Below are 25,685 nucleotides of genomic sequence, written 5' to 3' on the forward strand. Positions count from 1 at the left end.
CGCCTAGCTTCGTCCCACCCCCCCCGCCCCCCGGCCGCCCCACCCTGACGGACCCCTCCCGCCCCAGCCGGGGGTGACGCGCCCCCCCCCCCGGGGCCCCCCCCCCACCCCCGCGGGGGCGCCCCCGCCTTGGCATTTCCGGTATCACCTGCCGTGACAACCGGGAGCGACCGGCACACCCGCGAATCGGTCGGCGAGAAAGGCCATCGCACCGGCGGCCTCACCGACGGCGGTCGGGTTATGGCTCGGCAGCAGTGAATGCACGAAGCTGATGTCGGCGCCCTGCGCGCAGTATCGGCCGACCAGTTCGGTGAAGCCTGCCACGGGAATCACGTCATCGGTCGTGCTGTGGTACAGGTAGGTCGGGGCCGACGGCACGCCTGCGCCGAGCTCCTGCGGACCGGTGGCCGCCAGGAAGTTCGGGTGCGACAGCAAATTCGGCTCGATCGTGTAATCGTCGACCCGAGCATTGACGTACTTCAGGACCAGATCCCAACCGCAGGCGGTAGCGTCCTCCGCCAGCATCCTGCGACCACGATCGTTGAACATCTCCACGATGCCCGCGTCCGGGTTGTTCTGCGCGAGCGCGAGCACGACCAGCATCGCGAGACCGGCCTGAACGGTGCCGTCCACACCCCTGGCGATGGCGGGCCAGTCGGCGGGCACGCCGCCGGAGGTGATGCCCGCGAAACGGACGTCGGGCGCGTAGTCCACCTGCATCTGCGCCGCCCAGAGCGTGGCGAACGCACCACCCGAATAGCCCCACGCCCCAAGCGGGCTTGTCGGCCCGATGCCGCCCTGCGCGAGGGCGCGGGCAGCGCGAATACCGTCGAGCACACCGCGGCCCGAGTTCACCCCGTCCAGGAATCGGGACTGCGAGCCCTCGTAGTCGGTGGCCACCACCGCCCAGCCGCGCAGCAGCGCCGCGGCCATGAACGGGGTGTCGATCCAGGTGTTGATTCCGCCGATCTCCCAGCCGCCGCGCAGGGCGTAGGAGGGTGCGCACTGGGTGCCGAGGCTGTCCTCGGCGCTCTGGTAGGACAGCAGCGGCCTTTCTCCCGGCCCGAACCAGGGCAGGTTCGGCACCATCACGGTGGTCATCCCCGGCACCGGCCGATCGCTCGCGTCATTGGTCCGGTACTGCACCTGCCACGCCGAAACCGGAAGGGGCAGACCGTAGAGCGGAATCCGCCGCGAGCGCGTGATCGCACCGTCCGGATAGTCGGCCAGGTCCGCGGGCGCGGCGTAGAACGGATCGGCATCGGGTCGCGGCACATTCGCTCCGGCTGCCGGCGCGATCGTCACCGAGGCCGCGATCACGATCGCGATCGCAGCGAGAATCGAGGCCGGTGCCGCGGCACCCCACTTGCTATGGAGGATTTTCATCGGGGCCTCCTATATTCCGAAGTGCCGCGAAGCAGTGACGCCGGGTCCGCGTCGGCGCCGACTCTGCACGACCTCGAGACCACCACGGTACTGCGGAAACGCCAGGCCCGGCAACGGTCACTCGAGGGCAGACCCACCGCCGCAGTCGTCCTGGTCATCGATGGTTACAGTGGGGTCGAAAGTGCCCACCGCACAATCGAATAGCAAGCGCGACCGAATCGCCGCCGGAACGGGTCCGGACGGTGTTCGGGGTATCGAGGATGGAGTTGAGCTGACCTTGCGACACGGCAACGGACTGGACATTCCCGAAGAACTCGCCGATGTGTGCGCCCCGCATCGCATGGCCGTCATCGTCTACGACATGCAGGTCGGTGTGCTCAGCCAGCTACCGGACAGCGACGAGATCATCGAGCGGGTCGCGCGCGTGGTGGAGGCGGCCCGCCGCGGCGGCTATCCCGTGATCTTCCTGCGGCATTTCTTCCTGCCGCGCAGGCTGAGTGGGACGTTCGCGCTGCGGATGGCGATGAGCTGGCAGCAGGCGGATTCGGTCGACGACGTGAAGTTCATCCTGCAGCGCGACACCCCGGCCTTCGAACTGGTCCCCGAGCTCCGGCCGACCGCCGACGAGGTGGTGTTCGACAAGACATCGATGTCGGCGTTCGAGGGCACACCCCTGGCCGCGACGCTGCGCGACCTCGGCATCGGCGCGTACGCCATCGCCGGGGTCGCGCTGGAGATCGGCATCGCCCCGACGGTCACCCACTCGACCGATCTGGGCTTCGTGCCGATTGTCATCAGCGACGCCTGCGGCGGCCGCGACAAGGAAGCGATGACGCGGGCCTACGACGAATTCGAGTTCCAGGGCCACGCCATGGTGACCGACACCGCGACCATCCTTCCGCTGCTCGCCGGCGAGCCCGCCTGAGCTTCGCCCGCGAGGTATTCGTCGACCGGGGAACCGAATGTCCCCGGTCGACTACCGCAATCCGGCGCTCACCCCTGCTCGCGCACTGCCTTCTTGGCAGCTTCCTGAGCACTGTCGACCTGACCAGCGAACTTGCCGTCGGTCTTCTTGTCGACCAGATCGCCCGCCTTCTCGATGACCGTATCCACCTTGTCCGCGTTCTTCTGGGCCAGGTCCATCGCCTTGTTCGCCAGGTTCTTGAAATCCACAGGGCACTCCTTGTTCGCGAGCCGACACGGTGTCGAGCCGATACAACAGCGAATCAACCGTACCCAAGCGCCACCAACATTTCGTCGACCAGCGTGCGGCCGCCGACGCTCCGGGTCGGCCCGGAACCGACATGGTGCGAAACTTCCGAAAAGTCAAGGACGCCTTCCCCTTCCCCGCGTCCAATCGCCGGCCTGCACGCCGGGTGGGCCAGGCAGTGTCGGCCGTCGGCGTCCAGGTGATCGAAGTGGTCAGGGCCGCGCGGTCGGAACTGGGTGCGTTCGCGGCGCGCGCCTGCAGACCCCGCACCCGAGGATCGGCCGGGCCGCGCCGTAGTAGTGCCCGTAGCCCCTGGTCGAATCTGAGCGCGCAGTGACGGCGGTCTCCGGCGGGCAATGACGGACGGCTTCCGCGGGAACGGCCATCCGCGTGGTCGGCGGGATCAGCCCGACAGCCCCAGCCAGGCCGGGTGCCAGAGTCGGCCGGTTTCGGTCCAGTTCATGAAGCGCACTGTTCCGGTCAGTTTCGGAGTCACCCAGACTGCTTCCTTGCGTTCTTCGGCAGTCAGGTCGTTGTCGAACGGGCTGGTTTTGCGCGCCAATTTCGAGAGGCGAGTGGCCAGGTCCTTCATGTCGGGCTCGGTGAAGCCGGTGCCGACCCTGCCCACGTAGTACAGCCTGCCCTCGTGCGGTATGCCGATGAGCAGTGATTTGAAATCCCGCGCCGCGCTGCGCCGCCAGCCGCCGACCACCACCCGCTGAGTGCGCCAGTTGCGCTCTTTCACCCAGGAGTGCCCGCGCTTGCCGGGCAGGTAGACCGAGTCCTTGCGCTTGGCGACCACACCTTCCAGCCGCTGCTGCCTGCTGTAGTGCAGCGCGTCGGCGCCCGAACCGTCCAACCGCGGCGGCACCAGCATCGAGGGCGCCTGCGCGGCGAGCGCCTCCAGCACCCGCCGACGATCCGAATATCGTTTGCGGACAAGCGAAGTTCCGTCGAGGTACAGCACGTCGAAGGCGACGAAGGCGGCCCGCGCGGCATCGGCTTGCAGCAGCCCGAGATTGGCGACGCCGTGGTCGTCGAACACCACGGCCTCACCGTCGAGCACCACGTCGTGGCCGGCCAGTTCCGTGGCCAGCGCGCGCATCCCCGTGTATCGACTGGTCACCACATTGCCCGCACGGCTGCGCAAGGTGAGTGTGCCGGAGGCGATTTCGGCGATCAGCCGGAAGCCGTCCCACTTGGTCTCGAAGCACCAGTCGGCGGCATCGAGGTCGGCGACCTCGCCCTGCGTCGCCAGCATCGGCTCGAGACCACGGGGAAACGGCGCGGGGGCGCTCGACCGTGGCGTCGGGGTAGCAGCCAGGGCGTGTCCGTTCGGCCTGTCACGCTCGGCGTCATCGGCTGGTGGTGACTGCTCGCGCATCAGATGCATCAGCCACTGATTGCCGTTGGTCCGGATCAGGGCGTAGCGCCCTTGCAAACGCGTGCCGTGGAACGCGACGATCACCTCGTCCTCGCGCCACTTCTCGGTCTCGTAGGTGCCGGAATCCCAGATCGTCATTTCGCCGGCGCCGTACTCGCCCTTCGGGATCGCACCGTGGAAGTCCAGGTATTCCAGCGGATGGTCCTCGGTGTGCACGGCGAGCCGATTCTGCTCCGACGAGGTCGGCGGGCCCTTCGGCACGGCCCACGACACCAGCACTCCGTCGCGTTCGAGCCGGACGTCCCAATGCAGCCGCCGCGCATGATGTTCCTGAACCACGAACCGATCGCCGGTACCCGAAGCCGACACCGCGGCGGGCACCGGCTCGGGTGTGCGCGCCGGGTCACGCATCGACCGGTATTTCGTCAGCGCGTCGGTGTTCGACAGCGGCGGATCGAGCCCGGCGAGCAGATCGCCGTCGTCGCGCCAGCGCGCGAGAACCTCGTCGAAACGCAAGTGCCGCAGCTTTTTCCGATTCTCGATCTCCGACCAACTGCGCGGGGCCGCCGCATTGGGATGAGCCCGGCCGCGTAGCGAGTACGGCGCGATCGTGGTCTTGGCGGGATTGTTCTGGCTCCAGTCCAGGAAGACCTTGCCGGTGCGCACCGCTTTCGCCATGGTCGCGGTCACCAGATCCGGGTGCAGCTGTTGGAGATTCGTGGCCACCTGTTTGGCCACCGTCGAAGCGCCACCGGGACTCAACTCGCGGTCCAGCGGCACATAGATGTGAATTCCCTTGCTACCACTGGTAACCGGGAACGCGTGCAGCCCGATGCCCTCGACCATGTCGCGCACCGCGAGCGCGACCTTCGCGCATTCGGCCAGGCCCGCACCAGGCCCCGGGTCGAGGTCGAACACCAGCCTGGTCGCGGGACCGACCTCGTCGCCGTCGAAACGCCATTGCGGCACATGGACTTCCAGCGCGGCCTGCTGCCCGAGCCAGGCCAGGCCCGCCTCGGAATCGATCACCGGATAGACCACGCGGCGTTCGGAATGCACGACGGTGTGGCGCTCCAGCCACGACGGAGCGTGTGCGGCAAGGTTTTTCTCGAAGAACGACGGCTCGTCGACGCCGTTGGGCCAGCGTTTCCTGGTGACAGGGCGGCCGGCAATATGCGAGAGCATAGCCGGGGCGATCGCCGAATAATAGGCGATGACCTCGCCTTTTGTTGTTCCTGTCGCGGGATACAGCACCTTGTCGAGGTTGCTCAATTCAACCTCGATACCCGGCAGGCCCGAGCTGCCACCGAATGTACGGCGGGTCACCATAGCCGAATTTTACTGGCGGGGACCGACACGAACAGGTCCCCGCCGCGCATCAAGCCTGCGGACCGGGCTGCTCCGGCGGGACCACCTTCTTGGCGGCCTCCTTGCCCTTCTCGATCTTGTCCGAGTACTTGCCCTTGGTCTTCTCGTCGATGAAGTCACCAGCCTTGTCGACCGCTTCGTTGATCTTGCCCGCGTTCTTGGACGCCGCGTCCTTGCCCTTGCCGACCAGGCCCTTCAGAGTGTCCACGAGACTCATGCCATCGTTCCTTCCTGTTGCCTAACGGACGCTGTTGGACGCAGTCCACCCGCGGCCGGCGCACGGCCGGAGCGAAGGCGGAGGTACGCCTAATAGACACTGTTGGACGCAGTCCACCCGCAGCCGGCGCACGGCCGGAGCGAAGGCGGAGGTACGCCTAACCGAGGTGTTCAACCCACATCTTCCCACCACGAATCCCGTGCTGGGAGGCCATTGGGGTGCACGCGCTCCCCCGGCATCGGCACCGCGATCGAGGTGCCCGCCGCCCGCGCCGCCTCGACCATCCTGCGCACCGGCTCCGACCACCCGTGGAAGGCCAGATTGAAGGTCGCCCAGTGGATGGGCACCAGCATGCCGTGGCCCGGGTCGCCGACGCACAGATCGGCGTGGGCGCGCACCGCTTCCTCCGGGTTCATGTGCACATCGGGCCAGCGTTCGTCATAGGCGCCGATCGGCAGCAACGTCAGATCGAACGGACCGAGCGCCGCACCGGCCTCGGCAAAGGCCTTGGTGTAACCGGTGTCTCCGCCGAAATACACCCGGCGGGTCGGGCCGACAAGGGACCAGGAGGCCCACAGCGTGGTGTTGCGCACCAGACCCCGGCCGGAGAAATGCCGAGCCTCTGTACAGGTGATCACCAGGTCGGTGCCGTCCCGCTCGCGACCGAGTGCCGCCAGCGAAATCGACCCGCCCCAATCCAATTCGATGATCCGATGCTCCGGAACACCCCAGTGCCGCAGGTGCGCGCCGATGCCGATGGGCACCAGGAACGGCGCCGCCTGACCGAGCACGAGCTCCCGGACGGTCGCCTTGTCCAGATGGTCGTAGTGATCGTGGGAGATGATCACCGCGTCCACCGGAGGCAGCTCCGACAACGGCGTCGGTACCGGATGCATCCGCATCGGGCCGACCATCGCCGATGGCGAAACCCGTTCGCTCCATACGGGATCGGTGAGAATTCGGTAGCCGTCCACCTCGACGAGCGCAGACGCGTGCCCGTACCAGGTGACCGCGAGATCGGCGGCCGCCGAGGGCGCCGTGGGGGTCTCGAGCGGAATCACCCCGCGCGGACGACCGGCATTGCGCCGGGTCAACGCCGAATACAGCAGCGAAAGCGCAGAGCCCGCGACGATCTGACTACTGGCCTCGGTGTTGTGGAACTGGCGATTGCGGTAGCTCGCGGCGCCGGCGGCGTATGGCTGAATGGCCGACATCGAAGCGCCGATCGCGGAGGGGATATCCCACACCGCGCGCACCACCCATGCGATACCGAGCACGCCGGCAGCGGCGCCGATGATCGTCTTCACGTTCATGTCATCGCCCCACAAACTTCGCGGCGCGCTTCTCTTGCCTGGCGAAGCGGCCCTCTCGGGCATCCGCGCTGTTCCACGCGGCATGCAGCGCCGCACGCTGCAGCTGGTTGTCCGGATCGCGGGTGCCGTCGTCGTTGAACACCAGTTTCATGTGGCGCAGCGACAGGGGCGCGAGGCCGGCGATCGACTTCGCCCACGCCTGCGCGTCGGCGAGCGTGCCGAGCTTGTTGGCGAAGCCGAAGGCGTAGGCATCGGCGGCCGAGATCGGTTCCGCACCCAGCAGGATGGTGCGGGCGGGGCCGCCGCCGATCAGCGACGCCAGCCGCCGGACGGTCCAGCGGTCGACCGTGATGCCGAGCTTGGCCGCGGGAATCGCGATGTAGGCATCGGGCTCGAGCACTCGAAGGTCGGAAGCCAAGGCGATCTGCACGCCCGCGCCGAGCGCGCCGCCGTTGATCGCCGAGATCACCGGCACCGGCACCGACTCGATGGTGTGCAGCATGTCGAGCAGCCCGCTGAGGAACTCGTCCGAGTAGACGCCGGACAGATCCGCGCCCGCGCTGAAGATCGGGCCCCGCCCGGTCAGCACGATCACTCGCGCATCCTGGGCCGCCGTCCGCACCGCTTCGCTCAGCTGTGCCACTAATTCGTTGTTGAGCGCGTTGCGCCGCTCCTCGCGCTGCAATTCGATGGTGACTACGTCGCCATCGCGGCTGACACCGAGCATTGCATCCTCCCCAACTGACCGGTTCGAGTGGTTACAGTCAACTCTGCCACAGTCCACAGCACAGACCGATCAGGCACTAGGGAAAGAGCTACGATCGGCGGCTGTGCCGACTGATTTCGACATCCTGGTGATCGGTGCCGGTCAGGCAGGACTGTCGGCCGGCTATCACCTACAGCGCCTCGGATTGCGTGCGGAACGCGACTTCCTGATCGTGGACCACGCGCCGGGGCCCGGCGGCGCCTGGCAGTTTCGCTGGCCGTCGCTGACGCTGACCACGGTGAACCGGGTGCACGATCTGCCCGGTATGTCGTTCGCCGAGACATTGCCAGAGGGGTCCGAGTCCGCGCCCGCGGCCACCGCGGTGCCGCGCTATTACGAGCTCTACGAAAAACGCTTCGACCTGAGGGTTCGACGACAGGTGTCGGTCAAGGTGGTCTGTGATCGCCGCGCTGACAACGATCCGGAGGTCGCTCGAATTCTCAACGTCGAGACCGACTCCGCCGGGACGATCCGGGTACGCGGGCTGATCAACGGCACCGGAACCTGGGAACATCCGTTCATCCCGCGGTACCCGGGTGCGGAGACCTTCGCGGGACGGCAACTGCATACCCGTGACTACCGCACTGCCGGCGAATTCACCGGCAAGCATGTCGTCGTGGTCGGCGGTGGTGTCTCGGCTGTGCAGCTGCTCGACGAGATCTCCCAGGTCACGACGACGACCTGGGTCACGAGGTCCGAACCGGTGTTCCGGGATACTCCCTTCGCCGAGGAGGACGGCCGCACAGCCGTCGCCATGGTCGAGGATCGCGTGCGGCGGGGACTGCCACCAGGTTCGGTGGTCTCGGTGACCGGACTGCGGCTCGATGACCGGCTGCGGGCCGCGCGGGCCAGGGGTGCGCTGGACCGGCATCCAATGTTCCGGAGCATCGAACCGGACGGCGTGCGGTGGGCCGACGGTTCGTTCCAGCACGCCGATGTGATCCTCTGGGCCACCGGATTCCGCAGCGCCCTCGACCACCTCGCGCCACTGCGCCTGCGCGGCCCCGGCGGTGGCATCACCATGACCGGCCGCCTCGCCACCCAGGTCGCGAACGACCCGCGCGTTCACCTCATCGGCTACGGCCCGTCGGCGAGCACCATCGGCGCGAACCGCGCGGGTCGCGCCGCCGCGGTGGAGCTCACCAAGTATCTGGCTATACCAAGCCGGCCGTGAACGCCGCCGGGTCGGGACCGATCCGGGCGCCCTTGTCCAAGGCGTTGATCGCATCCATCTGCTCGGGGGTGAGTTCGAAACCGAAAACCTCGAAGTTGGCGGCGATGCGCGCGGGGGTGACGGACTTCGGGATGACGATGATGCCCGACTGGAGGTGCCAGCGAATGATCACCTGCGCGGGAGTGCGGCCCACCTCGTTGGCGATGGAGACGATGGTGTGGTCGTCGAGCAGGGTGCCCTGGCCGAGCGGGCTCCACGCCTCGGTGGCGATGGCGTTGTTGTCGTCAAAGGTGCGCAGCTCGCGCTGAGCCAGCCGCGGATGCAGCTCGATCTGGTTGACCACCGGGATCTCCCCGGTCTCGCCGATGAGCCGCTCGAGATCGGGGATGGTGAAGTTCGAGACGCCGATCGACCGGATCCGGCCCTGCGACTTCAATGTCTGGAAGGCGCGGAAGGTATCGACGAAGCGGTCGGCCTGCGCGACCGGCCAGTGGATCAGATAGAGATCGAGATAGTCCAGGCCGAGGCGCTGCATGCTCGCGTCGAAGGCGCGCAGTGTGGAGTCGTAACCCTGCTCGGAGTTCCACAGCTTCGTTGTCACGTAGACCTCGTCGCGCGGCAGCCCGAACTCGCGGATGGCGCGGCCGGTGCCCTCCTCGTTGCCGTAGATGGCGGCGGTGTCGATGCTGCGGTAGCCAACCTCCAATGCGGCGGTGACCACCGGGACAACGTCATCGGGTGGCACTTGGAATACACCGAAGCCGAGCTGCGGGATCACGTTCCCGTCGTTCAGCACAATCGAGGGGATGGCGCATGTCTCGCTTTTGAAGGTCACCTATCGACGGTAGAAGTGCTACGGCAAGTCGTCAACGACACCACTTGGCGTGTTGGCTCACAATTCGCTGGTCGAGCCTAGATTTACACCGACGATCCAGGCTCGGATCGGCCTATCACCGGCCGGGGAGACCGAGCCTGCGGTAGCGGTTGTGGCGCGCTGCGCGAAGCTCCGCCAGCGGTCGGTCATGCAGCTCGGTGAGCTCCGCCGCGATGGCGGCGACCATGCGACGGGCGAAATCGACCGGCTCGTCGGCCGCGTCCGGGAGCTCCGGCACGATGCGGTCCACGATGCCGTCCGCGCACAAATCGGCGGCGCGGATACGTTGCGCACCGGCCAGCTCCGGCGCATGGTCGGTATCGCGGTAGACGATCGCGCTCGCGCCCTCCGGCGGCAGCGGCGCCAGCCAGCCGTGCGTGGCGGCGAGCACCCGATCCGCGGGCAGCAGCGCCAGCGCTCCGCCGCCGGTGCCCTGACCGAGCAGCACTGAAATGGTCGGGGTGTCCAGGGTCACCAAATCGGCTATGCAGCGGGCGATTTCGGGAGCGAGTCCGCGCTCTTCGGCCTCCTTCGACAGCGCCGCGCCGACGGTGTCGATCACCAATACCAGCGGCAGCCGCAACTCTTGGGCAAGCGCCATGCTGCGCCTGGCCTCCCGGAGCGCGGCCGGGCCCATGGTGTGCTCACCCTGCTGGCCCGAGCGGTCGTGCCCGAACACCACGCAGGGCCTGCCTCGGAACCTGGCCAGCGCATGCACGATGGTGCGATCGGATTCACCCTGACCGGTGCCGCTGAGCGGAACCCGTTGCGTCACATGACGTAACAGGTCACGCAGGCCGGGCCGACCCGGGCGGCGCGAGATGGTCACCGACTCCCAGGCCGAGCATTCGCAGGCTCGGCCCGCGGGATCTACGCCCGCAGAATCCGCGCCATCGTGGCGCGTGGCCGCGGCCCAACCCGGTTCCGCCGCAAGAGGATCCGGCACACCACTGAGCACGCTCAAGGCTCGATGCGCGATACGGCGGAACACCGGCACCCCGACCACGCCGTCGATGACACCGCTGTGATAGAGGTTCTCCGCGGTTTGCACACCCTCGGGAAAGTCCTTGCCGTACAACGCTTTATAGACTCGGGGGCCGAGAAACCCGATCAACGCGCCGGGTTCGGCAAAGGTCATATGCCCCAGCGAACCCCACGAGGCGAACACCCCACCCATGGTCGGATCGCGCAGATATACCAGATAGGGATGACCCGCGGCCTTGTGCGTGGCGACGGCGCCCGCGATCTTCACCATCTGCACGAAGGCGACGGTGCCCTCCTGCATCCTGGTGCCGCCGGAGGTCGGCGAAGCGAGCAGCGGCAGGCCGGACGCGGTGGCACGCTCGACCGCCGAGACTATCCGCTCGGCGGCGGCAACCCCGATGGAGCCCGCCAGAAACCCGAACTCACAAGCGATTACGGCCACCCTTCGACCACGCAACAGCCCCTCGCCGGTGAGCACCGACTCATCGGTGCCCGCCACGACCGCAGCCTTGCGCAGATCCTCGTTATACAGCCGGGTGGCGGCCACCTCGACGGGTGACCGATCCCAGCTGACAAACGAATCCGGGTCGAGCAGTTGCCCGAGCAGCGCGCGCGCCGAAATCCTCACCGAGGGAGAATAACTACCTGGTTGTGATTCGACGCGCGCCGCGCGAGCGACTCAGTATCCCTGCATCACCTTGCGCAGGGCGTACTCGGTCAACGAGACCAGCGCATGCTTGGCGGGCTCACGCCGCCGCGCGTCGATCGACAGAATCGGCACATCCGCAGGCACCGCCAGCGCCTGGCGAATGTCCTCGACCGGATAGCGCGGTGCGTCGTCGAACTCGTTGAGCGCTACCAGGAACGGCAGGTTGCGCGCTTCGAAGTAGTCGACGGCCGCGAAACTGTCCTCGAGCCTGCGGGTGTCGACCAGCACCACGGCGCCGATGGCGCCGCGGATCAGGTCGTCCCACATGAACCAGAACCGGTACTGGCCCGGCGTACCGAACAGGTACAGGACCAGATCATCGGCAAGACTGATCCGACCGAAGTCCATAGCCACCGTGGTGGTGGACTTCATCGGAACACCCGTCAGGTTGTCGATTCCGGTGCTGGCATTGGTCACCAATGCCTCGGTGCGCAGCGGAACAATCTCCGAAACGGCACCGACCAACGTGGTCTTGCCGACACCGAAGCCACCAGCGACCACGATCTTCGCCGAGGTTGGCTTGCTGGTTCGGGTATCGACCTGTGCCGTCGAATCAAATACGCCGGAGTCCACTGAGAACCCTTTCGATCAGCTCGCGACGTTCATCGTCGCTGGAATCGTCTTTCAAAGTCGCCGAAACTCGGACGTGTCCGGCCTCGATCAGGTCGGCCACCAGCACCCTGGCCACCCCGATCGGGATACCCAAGCGCGCTGCTACCTCGGCAACGGACGGCGATTCTCTGCACAACTCCACGATGGACGTCTCGATGTTGGTCAGTTCGAACTGCCGCTCCAGGGCGACCGGATGCGATGCGACGAGGGCTTCCAACGCCAGCTCGACTGCGGGCCTGGTGCGGCCCGCAGTCAGCGAGTACGGGCGTACGAGGCTAGGCTCGGCGCTCCCCACGCGGTGATCGTCTATGTCCATCCCACCATCAGGAACCCATCGTGACGCGTGGTGTGGCCTGCACTGTCTGGCCAACACGCTCGACCAACAAAGCCATTTCGTATCCGACCTGACCGATGTCGCAGGACGTGTTGGTCAGCACCGCGAGGTAGGAGCCGTCGCCGACTGCCATGAGTAGCAGGTAGCCGTGCTCCATCTCGACCACCGACTGCAAAACGGTGCCGCCCTCGAATAGGTTCGAGACGCCGACCGAAAGGCTGGCGAGTCCCGCGGTGACGGCCGAGAGCTGCTCGGCGCGATCGACGGGCAGCTGGGCGCTCGCGGCCATGAGTAGGCCGTCAGCCGAGACCAGGACGGCATGAGCTACGCCAGGAACCTCGTTGGCGAAGTTCGAAACCAGCCAATCCAGCTGACGATTCGTACCACCTAGATCGGGGTTCATCGGTCTCCTTTATCTCCGGTTAGGTTCGTTGCCTTCATTGCGCGGCCATCCCGGACGCCCTGCTGGTGACGACTCAAGCTGGACCTGATCGTTTCTGGATCGCGACGTGCCGCCCGATCCGCGGCGCCGATTACGGCGCCGGGGACCAGCCTTCCGCCCGGATTGCGTTGGGGCAACCCGGCGGCAGTCTTTGTTTCGGCCTGGGCCTCGCTCGCCCGCTGAGCCGCCTGCCATCCTTCGTCGCCCGGCGCCTCGAAGGACGCGGCCACCTGGGACCGGTCCGGGTTCGGATCGGTCAGCCACGCCGACATCATCTCGGCGAAGATCGGGCTGTCCATGGGCGAGTTGGTTTCCGCCGCGGGCTGCAGCCTGGTCTGGAAGAACGAGGCGGCCTTGCCCGTATCGGGTTTGAAGCTGTGGCGGCCGGGGTCGCGGCCTGCCAACGACGCTCCGGAATCGGAGAGCGCCGGCTGTTCGCCGCTCGGCGGCTGCGGGTTGCCGCGCTCGCGCTGCGGCAGACCGAGGCCGGACCTCGATTCACGTTGTGGCAGACCACCGGTATTCGCGTCACGCTGCGGCAGGCCAGGCGGCACCTGAGAGCCGGGCTGACGCTGCGGTAGATCGTTCACCGCGTCCCGCTGCGGCAAGTTCGTCGCCGCAGGCTGACGCTGGGGCAGACCGCCCGTGCTCGGGTCACGCTGTGGCAAACCGCCCGTGCTCGGGTCACGCTGCGGCAAACCGCCCGTGCTCGGGTCACGCTGCGGCAAACCGCCCGTGCTCGGGTCACGCTGCGGCAAACCACCGGTATTCGGGTCACGCTGCGGCAAACCGCCCGTGCTCGGGTCACGCTGCGGCAAACCACCGGTGCTCGGGTCACGCTGCGGCAAACCACCGGTGCTCGGGTCACGCTGCGGCAAACCGCCCAGACCCGAATCACGCTGCGGGAGGCCACTCGCCCCGGAATCCCGTTGGGGCAGACCGTTGGCACCGGGTTCCCGCTGCGGCAGACCGTTCAGGCCCGATGAACGCTGCGGCAGACCACCCGAAGCGGGATCGCGCGACGGCAGACCGTTCGGACCGGAGTCGCGCTGCGGCAGACCACTCGCACCTGGTTCGCGCGGCGGCACACCGTTCAGACCCGACTGACGCTGCGGCAGACCGCCAGCGCTCGGCTCACGCTGCGGCAGACCGCCCGTGCCCGAGTCACGCTGCGGCAGACCACCGGAACTCGGCTCACGCTGCGGCAAACCACCCGTGTTCGACTCACGCTGCGGCAGACCACTCGCACCTGGTTCGCGCGGCGGCACACCGTTCAGACCCGACGGACGCTGCGGCAGACCACTCGTGGTGCCAGGCTGACGCTGCGGCAGACCACCGCTTGCGGAAGGCTTCGGCACGCCATTGGCGCCCGGCTGCCGCAGGGGCAGCTCACCGGAGTTCGCATCACGCGGCGGCAGGCCCGTCACGGTCGGTTCGACGCCATCGGGCTGGCGCGGCGGCGGACCACCCGGCGACACGCTGCGCTTGGGCAGGTTCGCCGCGGCGAGCTTGCCGCGCTGCGGACCGCTCGGCGCCTGTCCGGGTGTGGGGCGCAGGGTCGCACCGCCCGGAGTCGAATTGGGGTTCAGGCCTGCGGAAATCGTCGATCCTGGCGACCGCTGCGGCAAGCCACCGCCTGCCGCCGCCGGACCACCGGCCGCGGGGGCCGGGCTGCTGACCGGAATCGGGCCGCTCACACCGGGATCGACGGTGACCATCACGTTGCCCCCAGGAGTCCTGGTAATCCCCCGCATCTGCATCGATGACGGGCTCGCCTGCCGTTGTGGAGCACCGGCCGACACCTGAGGTGCGGCCTGCGTCGGCAGCGCGGATTTCTGTCCCTGTCCGATGACGATGAGGCCCACCGGAACATGCACGGTCACGGTGACACCCGGGTCACGCGCGGTGTCGAAGGTCGGCCGCAATCGGACCGTGAGTCCGTGCCGCTCGGCCAACCTGCCGACCACGAAAAGACCCATGTGCCGTGCGGTGTCGGGGCCCGGCTCGGCGGTTTGCTCCAGCCTGTGGTTGATATCGGCCATCTCCGAGGGCGGCATACCGATACCCCGGTCGGCCACCTCGATGAGCATGCCCTGGTCATGGGCCTGCGCGAAGGTGAACTTCACATCGGTCTCGGGCGGTGAAGCACGCAGCGCGTTATCGAGCAACTCGGCGAACAGGTGCGCCATATCCGAGGCTGCGGGTTCCTTCAGCGAACCGCGCGGTGTCGCACCGAGCTTGACGCGCTCGTAGTCCTCGACCTCGGAGATAGCGGCGCGCAACACGTCGGCGATCTCGACCGGAGCGGACTTGGCACGGCGCTGCTTGGTACCGGCCAGAATCAGCAGGTTGTCACCGTTACGGCGCATACGAGCGGCCAGGTGGTCGAGCCGGAAGAGGTTCTCCAGCAGTCGCGGATCCTTCTCGTCGTACTCCATCGCCTCGATCAGCGTGAGCTGATGGTCGACGAGCGACTTGGACCGGCGCGCCAGGGTCTCGAACATGTCGTTGACCTGAGAACGCATCTGCGCCTGATCACTGGCCAGACGCAGCGCCTGTCCGTGAATGTCGTCGACGGCGCGGGCCAGCTGACCGATCTCCTCGGCGCTGCGCACCGGCATCGGCTCCAGCGGCACGTCCTCCGGGGAAGCGCCGTTTCGCAGCTGGGCGACCTCGTGTGGCAGATCGCTCTCGGCCACCCGCAGCGCCGCGAGGCGCAGCCGGTGCAGCGGCACGATCATCGAGCGCGCCACGAAAACGGCGAGCATCAGCGCGGCGAGGATGGTGGCGATGACGACCGCGGTATAGGTCCACGCGTCGGTGTTGGCCTTCGACACCAGCGCATTCATCGAGGAGTCGATGTCCTTGGTGGCCTTGCCGACGACGCGCTCGTAGACATCGAGGCTGGCGGTGAGCGAGTTCTTCAGGTCGCCGACCGGGAGCTGACCGGTTTGCGACTGCGGGCTGCTCAGCAGCCCGATTCGGGTATCGATACCGGCCCGCAGGTCGGCGATCGAGGTATCACCGTCGGAGAAACGGTGCGCGAGGACATTGAGCAGCGAGCGCTCGGTGTTCGCCGCGGTGAGGAAGGCCTGCACGCCGACCTGCGCATTGCGCAGGATTTCGGGGAACGCGGCGATCTCACCGACCAGCGAGGCGCGGGTGTTGAGCGAGTCGACAAGACGTAGCTTCGCCATATCGATGGCCGGGTCACTGACCTGGCCGACCGTGGTCTCGACGATGCGCACACTGTCATTGCGGACCCGGTCGATCATCGCGATGATCTCGGGGCCCGACTGGGTCGAGGTGGCCTTGCCCTGCGCACGCACGGCTTTTGCCTGGGTGAGCATGTTGTCCAGTGACGCGCGAGCGCCCGACACACCGTTCAGCTTGGGGCCGACGGCCTCAGCATTGCCGATGGCGGCATCGAGGTCGGCGAGGTTCTTGTCCGACACGATCGATGGCGCACCAGGGAACAGCGCGATCATCTGCGAGGCGGCGGTCGTCGCCGTCTGCGCACTGAGCGCGGTTACAGCCGGGATGGCACCGATGTTCTCGGCGGCACCGGCGAGCCGGTTCGCCTCGGCGAACTCGGAAGCAATCCTGGACACGCCGAGGCCGACCGCGACTGCAAGCGGTACGGCCAAAACCGCCGTAACCTTCCAGCGCAGGTCCCAGTTGCCGAGCGCCCAGCGTTTGCTGCCGGACCTAGCGGCGTCACGCATCTCCCACTCACTTTCCAAACTGGCCCCAACCACGCGCCATCAGCGAACCTTCACACTCGCATGCTGGCTCGACAGGCAGAGCTGGCCGAGGAACTGCGGCTGGCCGAGAAATTGCGTCTACGACTGCCCAAATAAGTGACATCAGATTCTAACGGATCAATAACTTCTTGGTTGACTCCGAGTAGGGCTACGGTCCTTGACCAGCCCGTTCCAGGCATAACCAGAGGTCGCGGCACCCACCCGGGCGTCGCGTGAAGTCTGCCACAATCGTCCTGATCTATCGAGGCGGGCATCGAGGCGAGGCTAGGGAGTCACCGGGTTGAACGCGAAGCACGACTACCGACCGGTCTATCAGACCAGCTTGGTCGATCCGGCCGAGTTCTGGAGCAGCGCGGCGGAGGCGATCGATTGGGAGGTCGCGCCAACCCAGATCGTCGACACCATGGCCCGCCCAGTGACCAGGTGGTTCCCTGATGCTCGCCTGAATACCTCCTTCAACGCCCTCGACCGACATGTGCACGGAGACACCGCAATCGAGGAAGGCCGGGCGAACCAGCCCGCACTAATATACGACTCCGCTATGACGGGCGCCAGAGGCGTTTTCACCTATGCCGAACTCCTCGAAGAGGTTTCCCGCTTCGCGGGCGCGATGGTCCGGCTCGGTGTCACCAAGGGCGACCGCGTCATCATCTACCTGCCGATGATCCCCGAAGCGGTCATCGCGATGCTCGCCTGCGCCCGCATCGGCGCGGTGCATTCCGTAGTCTTCGGCGGCTTCGCCGCTCCCGAGCTCGCGGCACGCATCGATGACGCGACGCCTGTGCTGATTATCACTGCTTCCGGCGGCCTGGAGCCGGGTCGCCGGATCGACTACCCGCCGATCGTGTTGCATGCGCTGGATCTTGCCGAGACCAGCGCGCCGCGCAATGTCATCGTGAAGCAGCGCGCGCAGTTCCCGACGATCCATTTCCCCGCGCCCCAGCCCGCGACCGAATCACTGCCCAGCTCCGCCCAGACCGTCGCGGCGCAGTGGCTGGATTGGGAGGACGCCGTGCGCGATGCGCCGCTCGCCGATCCGGTGCCGGTGGACGCCACCGATCCGCTCTACATCCTGTACACCTCGGGCACCACCGGTAAGCCGAAGGGCGTAGTCAGGGACAACGGCGGACACGCGGTCGCCCTGGCCTGGTCCATGCGCAATATCTACGACGTCGGGCCGGGACAGGTGATGTGGGCCGCCTCCGACGTCGGCTGGGTCGTCGGGCACTCCTACATCGTGTACGCGCCATTGCTGGTCGGCGCGACAACCCTCCTTTACGAGGGCAAGCCGGTCGGCACCCCGGACGCGGGCGCCTACTGGCGAGTGGTGGCCGAGCATCAGGTCCGCGTGCTGTTCACCGCGCCGACCGCGCTGCGCGCCATTCGCAAGGCCGATGCCGACGCCACGCTGGCGCGCGGCTACGACCTGTCCTCGCTGCGCGCGCTGTTCTGCGCGGGCGAGCGGCTGGATCCGGCGACCTACGAATGGGCCACCGAGACCCTGCTCGCCGACCGGCCGGACTGCCCCGTCGTCGACCACTGGTGGCAGACCGAGACGGGCTGGCCGATCTGCGCGAACCTGCTCGGCCTGCAGCAGCTTCCGATCAAGGCGGGCTCGGCGTCGGTGCCGGTGCCCGGATTCCGGCTGCGAGTCCTCGACGCCGAGGGCAATCCGGTCGCTCCCGGCACCGAGGGCAATATCGTCATCGGACTACCCATGCCGCCTGGCACCCTCACCGGCCTATGGCGCGATGAAGAACGCTTCGTCCGGTCCTACATGTTGGCCTTCCCCGGGCACTATCTCACCGGCGACTCCGGATATTTCGACGACGACGGCTACCTGTTCGTCCTCGGCCGCAGCGACGATGTCATCAATATGGCCGGACACCGGCTATCGGCGGGCAGCATCGAGGCCGCCATCGCGGGCCATTCGGCGATCGCCGAATGCGCGGTGATCGGACTGCCCGACGAACTCAAGGGCCAGCGGCCGATCGCGTATGTGGTGCTCAAGTCCGGCGTCGAGATCGACCCGGCGCAGTTGCGCGACGAACTGATCGCGCGGGTGCGCGAGCAGATCGGCGCCATCGCCACCCTGCACGATGCCGTGGTGGTTTCCGCGCTGCCCAAGACCAGGTCGGGCAAGATCCTGCGCAAGACGATTCGGCAGATCACCGCGGGCGACACCTATGAGATCCCCTCGACTATCGAGGACTCCTCGGTGCTCGACGCCCTGGAGCAGCAGATCGCCGCTGCCCGACCGCCCTCGGCCGATAGCGGCACGCCGCTCGCGCCGAACGCGGATCCGGTTGCGCCGTCATAGATTTGCGTTCATCCGGCGTTAACATCCCTCAGAGGTTTCTCAGGGATAGCTCACCGATGTGCCAGCCCATGGCAATAGCCTCGAGACAGCGTCGAGACCACCGCTGACGTACCCCTCGAAGATCTGGAGCCACACATGAAGGCCTTGCGCAGTCGACCCGCCTACACCGCACTCGCCGCGTGCGGACTCGCCACCGTCGCGATGTTCCTCGCGCCGACCATCGCCTCCGCCGACGCCATGACCGACATGGCCGCGCCGCTGCTGACCTCCGATTGCTCCTTCGCCCAGGTCGACGCCGCCCTGCATGCCAAGGCCCCGCAGCTGGCCTCGATTCTCGACTCGAACCCGAGCCAGAAGGCCGAGCTGCAGCGCAAGTTCGATCAGCCGGTCGAACAGCGCCGCGCGGAATTCCAGCGTGTGATCGACGAGAACCCGAGTGCGGCGCAGGACGCGCAGAACGATCCGCGCGCCTCCGGTCTGAGCGCGACGATCCGCGCGGTCGCCGACTCCTGCCACAGCTACTAGGCCGGCACTCCCGGCTCGCCTTTTCGGATCCCAACAGGCCGGCTGATCTCGTCAGTACAGGGGCAACTCACCGGGCACGCCCCGAAACTCCGGCGCGCCCACCGCAGGACCTGCCCGCAAAACCTCGCGGCACCTGCTGGTATGGCCTGAAGACGCGGAGAGGCGGAAGCGCACAATGAACGACGTGACGAGCGAGCGTACGACCCCGACCGTCCTTGTTGTCGACGACGACGAGGATGTGCTCGCCTCGGTCGAGCGCGGGCTGCGGCTGTCCGGCTTCCAGGTGCTTGTCGCCAGGGACGGCGCCGCAGCGCTGCGCAGCGTGGCCGAACACGCGCCGGACGCGATCGTGCTGGACATGAACATGCCGGTGCTCGACGGCGCCGGGGTGGTGACCGCGCTGCGCGCTCTCGGCAACGAGGTGCCCATCTGTGTGCTGAGTGCGCGCGCCTCGGTCGACGACCGGATCTCGGGGCTGGAATCCGGCGCCGACGACTACCTGGTCAAGCCGTTCGTGCTCGCGGAGTTGGTGGCGCGGATCCGGGCGCTGCTGCGCCGTCGCGCGGACGTGACCGCACCGGCCACGCCCGGTGCGGTCACGGTCGGGCCGCTGGAGGTGGACGTCGCCGGGTATCGCGCACTGCTGCACGGGAACGAAATCGAGCTCACCAAAAGGGAATTCGAGCTGTTGTCCACGCTCGCGCGGAATGTCGGTGTGGTGCTGAGCCGCGAGCGACTGCTGGAGTTGGTGTGGGGCTACGACTTCGCGGCCGACACCAATGTGGTCGACGTCTTCGTCGGCTATCTGCGACGCAAGCTCGAGGTGGGCGACTCACCGCGGCTGCTGCACACGATCCGCGGCGTCGGGTTCGTGCTGCGAGCGCCCAAATGAATTCGAGCACAAGGTGACCGGCTCTTCGCCCGCAGCGCCGGAGGCCTCTTGGTCGCCGACCACACCGCCTGCGCCGACGAAAAGGCGTCGCCGCCGGTCATTTTCGCTGCGTACCCGGGTGGCCGGAGCCGCGGCGGCCGGCGCGGTGATCATTGTGTCCATACTGAGCCTCATCAGCGTGCGCGCGATCGAACGCAACAATGTGGCGCAGATAGATCAGCAGATCACCATCGTCTCGCGCATCGTCCTGCTCAAGCCAGAGCTGGCCGCCGGGTTCGTCACTATTTCCGGGCTCGACACCAACCTGGCGGTCACTGTCCGCGACAACAGCGTCGTCACCGCCAGCGGACCGACCCAATTGCCTGATCTGGCACCAGGATTCGGCACCGTCACCGTGAGCGGCGTCCGCTATCGAATGCTCACCACCACCGAGAACCAACCGCCGGGCCGCACGGTCGCACTCGGCATCCCCGCCGCCGAAGCGGCCCGGGCGACCGCCGAGCAGAAGCGCTGGGTCCTGGCGGGCGCGGCGCTTGCCATCGCCGCCGCCGCCGCGCTCGGCTGGCTGCTCGCCGGACGCGCGGTGCGACCGATCACCGACCTCACCCGCCAGGTCGGCGCCCGTAGCGGCAGGCCCGATCCCGATAATCCGCAATCACCGGTCGACGGATCGGGTGTGCGGGAAGCGGAGGAGCTCGCCGAGGCGGTGAACACCATGCTGCACCGCGTGGACCAGGCGCAGGACGAGACTGCCGCCGCGCTGGAGACCGCGCGTGATTTCGCCGCCGTGTCCGCCCACGAACTGCGTACTCCCCTCACCGCGATGCGCACCGATCTCGAGGTGCTGCGCACCCTCGACCTCGACGAGGCCCAGCGCACCGAGATCCTGACCGACCTCGCGCGCAGCCAGGGCCGGGTGGAAACCACCCTCGCCGCGCTCGAGCGTCTGGCCACCGGCGATCTCACCAACGAACGCGACCACGTCGCCACCGATGTCGGCGACCTGTGCGATCAGGCCGCACATGACGCCATGCGGCATTTCCCCGGCCTGACCGTGCGCATCGACACCGATGCCGAACTGGTGACCCGCGGTCTGCCCGCCGGGCTGCGCCTCGCGGTCGACAACGCGCTGAAGAACTCGGTGACACACGGCGGCGCGACCGAGGCGCTGGTGTCCGCGCATCGCGCACCGGACGGGCACATCGTGATCTCCGTCGACGACAACGGCCGCGGCATCCCGGTGGACGAGCGCACCGCGGTGTTCGACCGTTTCTTCCGAGGCAGCCAAGCCAGCAAAGGCGGTTCCGGCCTCGGCCTCGCCCTGGTCGCCCAGCAGGCCCAATTGCATGGCGGGCAAGCCTATTTCGACAACGGCACGCTCGGCGGCATCCGCCTGGTCCTGCACCTGCCCAACCGCACCGCGCACTGAGCGGTTCCCGATCACCCGCTCCCGGACAGTTATGGTGCGACTTCCGATGACGGCCGTAGTCGGCGGCAGAATGGGGGGACAAGATCATTCCGGAGGGCGCGGTCCGGTCTGAACAATCAGCATGGGAACCAATTTCGTACAGTCGCTGTAATATTTCGATGCAAAGCTGTGTGATCAGGCCGGAGGTTGGGTTGACTTGCTGATTCGATCCGAGGTTCTGTCGGAGACAGGTGTCCGACTCGCCAAACTCTTGAGCGGCGATCTCACGACGGGGGCATGGGCTGCCCAGCACGGCGTCAGGTCCCTCGCTCACGGAGCCACCGATGGTGGTGAAACATTGCGGAGAGCTGACAGAGGGTTTCGCCACGATTTCGAAAACGGCCATCTACGGTCCGGACATTCAGACGATGCCTCGGGAGGTTTCGGCGGCTCCAACGACGCGCACCCGCTCGGCAGCGCATCCCCGAACCCGTATCCGAAAATCGAGCTACACGTGCACCTCGAGGGCACGATCCGGCCGAACACCTTGTTGGACATGGCCCGCCGTAACGGCGTGGCTCTGCCCGCGGACAATGTCGCCGCGTTGTCCGAGATGTACCAGTACCGCGACTTCGACCACTTCCTGCAGATGTGGCGCACCACCACAGGCGCTATGCGGACCGAAGACGACTTCCGCCAGGCGGTGATCGCTTACGCCGCCGAGGCGAGATCCCATGGCGTGGAGTACATCGAAGCCACCTTCTCTCCCATCAATCGCAATAAATGGGACAACATCCCCTACCCGGCTATGTTCGACGGCGTCGCAGACGGCATTGTCGCCTCGGCTGAACGCTATGGTGTCCAAGTGCGGGCAATGCCCAGCCTGATCTGGGGAGTTCCACACGACCTTGCCGAAGAATGCGCCCGTTTGGCCGTGCGATACCGAGACCGCGGCATTGTCGGCTTGGACGTCAGTGGCAACGAACTGGCGCGCGGCGACATCTCGCAGTTCGATCGGGCGGTGGCCATCGCCCGAGAAGGCGGGCTGGGGATCGTCCCACACGCCGGGGAAGCCGGGGGCGTCGACGCCATCCGGGATGTCCTGCGCTGGAATCCGGACGGGCTGCAGCACGGCATCGCCGCGGCAGGCGATCGCGCCCTGATGGCCGAGCTTGTCGATCGCGACATCGTGCTGCGCGTAACCCCGACCTCGAATCTGGGCACCGGTGTCGTGGCCGACGTGGCAGAGCATCCACTACCGCGACTGCTCGATGCCGGCGTCCGCTGCAGTATCGGTACCGACGACCCGGCGCTCTTCAACACCACGCTCGGCCAGGAATACGACCTGGCCGAGCGACTCGGTGTCAGTCCCGCCTCCGCTTACCGAGCGGGCGTCGATGGCGCGTTGTGTGACAACGCCTTGCGGCAGCAACTGCACGAGGTCGGCGAGTCAGCGTTCGGCGACTGAGTCGTTGGCTAGCCTCGCGCTACCGCAGGACTTGCCGATCGACCCGATTTCGGCGATTACTACGGCGACCCTTCTCGCTCGGGCGCGGCGGCCGCGGAACACATCGCACAGCAAACGAGGAGTGCGACAAGGACGTTCGACGAGGTCTTGGGCGCTGGTCCTTACCGAATCCTCAGAGAAGTGCTATTCGTTGCGCCAATCGCGGGCCATAGGGTCTGCTGATGTGATCGGAAAACGCGCCCGCTGGGCACTGTTCGCCGTCGGGATTGTCGCTGCGGGCGCGATCGGGGGCAGCATCACGGCCTGCTCGCGCTCCGCCGCCGCACCGACCGGTATCGCCGTGGTCAACGCCGACACCGGGCCTACCGGCGCGCGCGTCGTGCAGGCGCTGGAGCAGGCGGGCGGTTACGAATGGACCGCGGCCGAGCCCGGGGAGGCGGATCTCGACGACTACGCCGCAGTGATCACGCTGCCCGCCGATCTCACCGCCGCGATGGGCACGCTGGCCGGTGACCAGCCCCAACGGGCCAAGGTGACCGTCGCGACGCATAAAGGCGCGGACTCGCAGTTGGTGAACGGCGCGGTGAACGAGGTGACGCATCGGATCGGCGCGGCGGGTGTCGATGCCGCGCTGTCGGCCGTCGCCCAAGCGCGCACCCAGCTCTCGTCGGTGCAATTGACTACCCAGCTGCTCAATGCCGGAGTGAACGCGGCAGCCACGGGCGCGGATCAGTTCAGCTCGGGGGCCGATCAGTTGCTCGGCTTCCTGAGCTTCGCCAAAGAGGGCTCCGCACAGTTGACTTCGGCGATCGCCCTGCTGAATTCGACGGTCGATGGCGCGGCGGCGCAGGCAGATCAGCTTGCCTCGGCATTGGATTCGACCGGGATCACCATCGCCCAAGTCGAGCAGACCGCGAACACCGTGAGCGGCGGCCTCGATCAGATCCTTCCCTTGCTGCGCGCGCTGCCCTTCGCCGGTGATCCCCGGCTGGCCGACGTGATCGGGAAACTCGAAGCCCTGCGCGATGTTTCGGGCCAGGCCGGATCTCAGCTGACCGGCCTCGGCAGCCTGGTGGGCGGCGCGGTGGACCCGAACACCGATCTCGGCACCCTGCTGCGCACCGTCGTAGCGCGATTGCACAGCGCGAGTGCCCAATTGAACGAAGGCGCGAAACTGGCCGAGGGCCTCCCGCAGCTGGCCGAACAGGGCGGCGCCCAATTGACCAGCGCCATCAGCCAAATGACCGCAGGCGTCACCGGACTTCAGCAGATCGTCACCAACCTCGGCACCCAAACCGACAAGGCCATGGCCGCCCTCCCCCAGCGCAGCACCAGCCAGCAGTCCGCACTCGCCCTCGCACTCACCGATCCGGTCGAAGTCGTCCACGAGTGACCTCGGGCCTCCTCAGTGCCTGTGAACACACTGCTCACGTAGGGCAACGGGGGCTTGCCGGATGGGGCCGAATACGGCCGACCAGTAAGCACAGGCCAGATCATCAAGCAGTCGCGGGTCGAGGCCGTCGCGCCGGACGCTCTGTGTTCTCGTGCGGGCCGCTGCGGACACACCGATGAGTTTCGGTGCCCCCGTCCGTCTGCACGAATAACCAACAAAAAGGAGCGACCACCATGACCGAGCTGAAGACCTACACCCTCGAAACCTCCGGCGCCGAAATCGCCTACGACGTACGCCAAGCAGAGCAGGCCGGTGACGAGCCGATCCTGATGATGATCGGCTCGCCCATGGACGCCAGTGGATTCGTCAGCCTGGCCGCCCGCTTCCCCGACCGCACGGTCGTTACCTACGACCCGCGCGGCACCGGCCGCAGCGAAAAGAACGACCCCACCAGCGAATCCAACCCCGACCTGCACGCGGACGACCTGCACCGCGTCATCGACGCCCTCGGCGGCGGCCCGATCGACCTCTTCGCCAGCAGCGGCGGCGCGGTCAATGCCCTCGCCCTCGTCGCCAAGCATCCCGAACAGGTCCGCATCCTCGTAGCCCACGAGCCCCCCGCCGTCCGGTACCTCCCCGACAGCGAGCAGGCAATGGCTGCTACCGCTCATATCCACGAGACCTACCGCAGCGACGGCTTCGGCCTCGCCATGGCCAAATTCCTCATTCTGCTCCAGCTCAAAGGTGAAGTCCCCGCGGACTTCCCCGCCCTCCCGGTCGACCCCGCCGCGTTCGGCCTCCCGACCGAGGACGATGGCTCCGGCAACGACCCGCTGGTCGGTCAGAACATCCTCCCGACCACTCACTACGACCACGACTTCGAGACGCTCCGTGCCGTCTCCACCCGCATCGTGGTCGCCATCGGCGTGGAATCGGCAGGGGAACTGGCGTATCGGACCGGCGTAGCCGTCGCCGAGCAGCTGGGTTCGACGCCGGTGGATTTCCCCAGCCACCACGGCGGCTTCCTCGGCGGCGAGTTCGGTCAGCAGGGTGACCCGGACGGCTTCGCCACCAAGTTGCGTGAAGTGCTGGCGGGATAGGGAATCAACCGCATCCGGTAGCCGTACTGATCTGCACAGAAC

At 67.2% G+C, this 25,685-nt stretch carries 21 protein-coding genes; 9 read left to right on the forward strand and 12 right to left on the reverse strand.

Annotated features, from left to right (window positions below; genetic code table 11):
• Window positions 1-144: 144 nt before the first annotated feature.
• The gene (locus tag ACFU4Z_RS02350) at window positions 145-1,386 is read right to left on the reverse strand and encodes a lipase family protein (protein WP_379059084.1); all 1,242 of its coding nucleotides are present in this window, start codon (window positions 1,384-1,386) and stop codon (window positions 145-147) included.
• Window positions 1,387-1,567: 181 nt separating this feature from the next.
• Between ACFU4Z_RS02350 and ACFU4Z_RS02355 the strand changes: the two genes are divergently transcribed.
• Window positions 1,568-2,311 (forward strand): cysteine hydrolase family protein, encoded by a 744-nt coding sequence (locus ACFU4Z_RS02355; protein WP_379059086.1) that lies wholly within the window; start codon window positions 1,568-1,570, stop codon window positions 2,309-2,311.
• Between the two features lie 68 nt (window positions 2,312-2,379).
• Here ACFU4Z_RS02355 and ACFU4Z_RS02360 read toward each other — a convergent pair whose 3' ends face one another.
• The 5 genes from ACFU4Z_RS02360 to ACFU4Z_RS02380 all read right to left on the reverse strand — a co-directional run bounded on the left by ACFU4Z_RS02360 (window position 2,380) and on the right by ACFU4Z_RS02380 (window position 7,605).
• Window positions 2,380-2,559, reverse strand: coding sequence for an antitoxin (locus ACFU4Z_RS02360; RefSeq protein WP_379059088.1), 180 nt, complete (start codon window positions 2,557-2,559; stop codon window positions 2,380-2,382).
• Between the two features lie 440 nt (window positions 2,560-2,999).
• Window positions 3,000-5,309, reverse strand: coding sequence for an ATP-dependent DNA ligase (locus tag ACFU4Z_RS02365; RefSeq protein ID WP_379059091.1), 2,310 nt, complete (start codon window positions 5,307-5,309; stop codon window positions 3,000-3,002).
• A 49-nt stretch (window positions 5,310-5,358) separates the two neighbouring features.
• Window positions 5,359-5,565: an antitoxin gene (locus tag ACFU4Z_RS02370; protein ID WP_379059093.1), complete on the reverse strand. Its 207-nt coding sequence runs from the start codon at window positions 5,563-5,565 to the stop codon at window positions 5,359-5,361.
• Window positions 5,566-5,735: 170 nt separating this feature from the next.
• On the reverse strand, window positions 5,736-6,878 hold the full coding sequence (locus ACFU4Z_RS02375) for an MBL fold metallo-hydrolase (protein WP_379059094.1): 1,143 nt from the start codon (window positions 6,876-6,878) through the stop codon (window positions 5,736-5,738).
• Between the two features lies 1 nt (window position 6,879).
• Complete coding sequence (locus ACFU4Z_RS02380; RefSeq protein WP_379059095.1) at window positions 6,880-7,605, reverse strand: enoyl-CoA hydratase; 726 nt, start codon at window positions 7,603-7,605, stop codon at window positions 6,880-6,882.
• 103 nt (window positions 7,606-7,708) lie between these two features.
• On the opposite strand from ACFU4Z_RS02380, the gene ACFU4Z_RS02385 reads away from it, so the two are divergent.
• Window positions 7,709-8,818, forward strand: coding sequence for an NAD(P)-binding domain-containing protein (locus ACFU4Z_RS02385; protein WP_379059096.1), 1,110 nt, complete (start codon window positions 7,709-7,711; stop codon window positions 8,816-8,818).
• Here ACFU4Z_RS02385 and ACFU4Z_RS02390 read toward each other — a convergent pair.
• The 6 genes from ACFU4Z_RS02390 to ACFU4Z_RS02415 all read right to left on the reverse strand — a co-directional run bounded on the left by ACFU4Z_RS02390 (window position 8,799) and on the right by ACFU4Z_RS02415 (window position 16,498).
• On the reverse strand, window positions 8,799-9,653 hold the full coding sequence (locus tag ACFU4Z_RS02390) for an aldo/keto reductase (RefSeq protein ID WP_379059097.1): 855 nt from the start codon (window positions 9,651-9,653) through the stop codon (window positions 8,799-8,801). The two genes, ACFU4Z_RS02385 and ACFU4Z_RS02390, sit on opposite strands and share 20 nt — an antisense overlap.
• A 115-nt stretch (window positions 9,654-9,768) precedes the next feature.
• Window positions 9,769-11,304 carry a carboxyl transferase domain-containing protein gene (locus ACFU4Z_RS02395; RefSeq protein ID WP_379059099.1) on the reverse strand — a complete coding sequence of 512 codons (1,536 nt, stop codon included), beginning with the start codon at window positions 11,302-11,304 and terminating at the stop codon, window positions 9,769-9,771.
• Window positions 11,305-11,355: 51 nt separating this feature from the next.
• Complete coding sequence (locus tag ACFU4Z_RS02400; protein WP_379059100.1) at window positions 11,356-11,958, reverse strand: ATP/GTP-binding protein; 603 nt, start codon at window positions 11,956-11,958, stop codon at window positions 11,356-11,358.
• Entirely contained in the window at window positions 11,939-12,313 is a 375-nt protein-coding gene (locus tag ACFU4Z_RS02405; RefSeq protein WP_036533019.1) for a DUF742 domain-containing protein, read from the reverse strand. Before ACFU4Z_RS02405 ends, ACFU4Z_RS02400 begins: the two co-directional genes overlap by 20 nt.
• 7 nt (window positions 12,314-12,320) lie before the next feature.
• On the reverse strand, window positions 12,321-12,734 hold the full coding sequence (locus ACFU4Z_RS02410; RefSeq protein ID WP_011207200.1) for a roadblock/LC7 domain-containing protein: 414 nt from the start codon (window positions 12,732-12,734) through the stop codon (window positions 12,321-12,323).
• Window positions 12,731-16,498, reverse strand: coding sequence for an ATP-binding protein (locus tag ACFU4Z_RS02415; RefSeq protein ID WP_379059102.1), 3,768 nt, complete (start codon window positions 16,496-16,498; stop codon window positions 12,731-12,733). The genes ACFU4Z_RS02410 and ACFU4Z_RS02415 overlap by 4 nt, the downstream gene beginning before the upstream one ends.
• Before the next feature lie 319 nt (window positions 16,499-16,817).
• Between ACFU4Z_RS02415 and ACFU4Z_RS02420 the strand changes: the two genes are divergently transcribed.
• The 7 genes from ACFU4Z_RS02420 (at window position 16,818) to ACFU4Z_RS02450 (ending at window position 25,643) form a co-directional block, all read left to right on the forward strand.
• Window positions 16,818-18,857, forward strand: a complete 2,040-nt coding sequence (locus ACFU4Z_RS02420) for an AMP-binding protein (RefSeq protein ID WP_379059103.1) — start codon at window positions 16,818-16,820, stop codon at window positions 18,855-18,857.
• 135 nt (window positions 18,858-18,992) lie between these two features.
• Window positions 18,993-19,382: a hemophore-related protein gene (locus tag ACFU4Z_RS02425; protein WP_379059104.1), complete on the forward strand. Its 390-nt coding sequence runs from the start codon at window positions 18,993-18,995 to the stop codon at window positions 19,380-19,382.
• A gap of 175 nt (window positions 19,383-19,557) precedes the next feature.
• Window positions 19,558-20,274, forward strand: a complete 717-nt coding sequence (locus ACFU4Z_RS02430; protein ID WP_379059105.1) for a response regulator transcription factor — start codon at window positions 19,558-19,560, stop codon at window positions 20,272-20,274.
• A 118-nt stretch (window positions 20,275-20,392) separates the two neighbouring features.
• On the forward strand, window positions 20,393-21,703 hold the full coding sequence (locus tag ACFU4Z_RS02435) for a sensor histidine kinase (RefSeq protein ID WP_379059106.1): 1,311 nt from the start codon (window positions 20,393-20,395) through the stop codon (window positions 21,701-21,703).
• Between the two features lie 337 nt (window positions 21,704-22,040).
• Window positions 22,041-23,150, forward strand: coding sequence for an adenosine deaminase (gene add / locus ACFU4Z_RS02440; RefSeq protein ID WP_379059109.1), 1,110 nt, complete (start codon window positions 22,041-22,043; stop codon window positions 23,148-23,150).
• A gap of 223 nt (window positions 23,151-23,373) precedes the next feature.
• Window positions 23,374-24,543: a hypothetical protein gene (locus ACFU4Z_RS02445; protein WP_379059111.1), complete on the forward strand. Its 1,170-nt coding sequence runs from the start codon at window positions 23,374-23,376 to the stop codon at window positions 24,541-24,543.
• A 233-nt stretch (window positions 24,544-24,776) separates the two neighbouring features.
• Window positions 24,777-25,643 (forward strand): alpha/beta fold hydrolase, encoded by an 867-nt coding sequence (locus ACFU4Z_RS02450; RefSeq protein WP_379059113.1) that lies wholly within the window; start codon window positions 24,777-24,779, stop codon window positions 25,641-25,643.
• Window positions 25,644-25,685 lie beyond the last annotated feature (42 nt).

Origin of the sequence: Nocardia sp. NPDC057440, assembly GCF_042802915.1 — a bacterium.
GTDB lineage: Bacteria > Actinomycetota > Actinomycetes > Mycobacteriales > Mycobacteriaceae > Nocardia.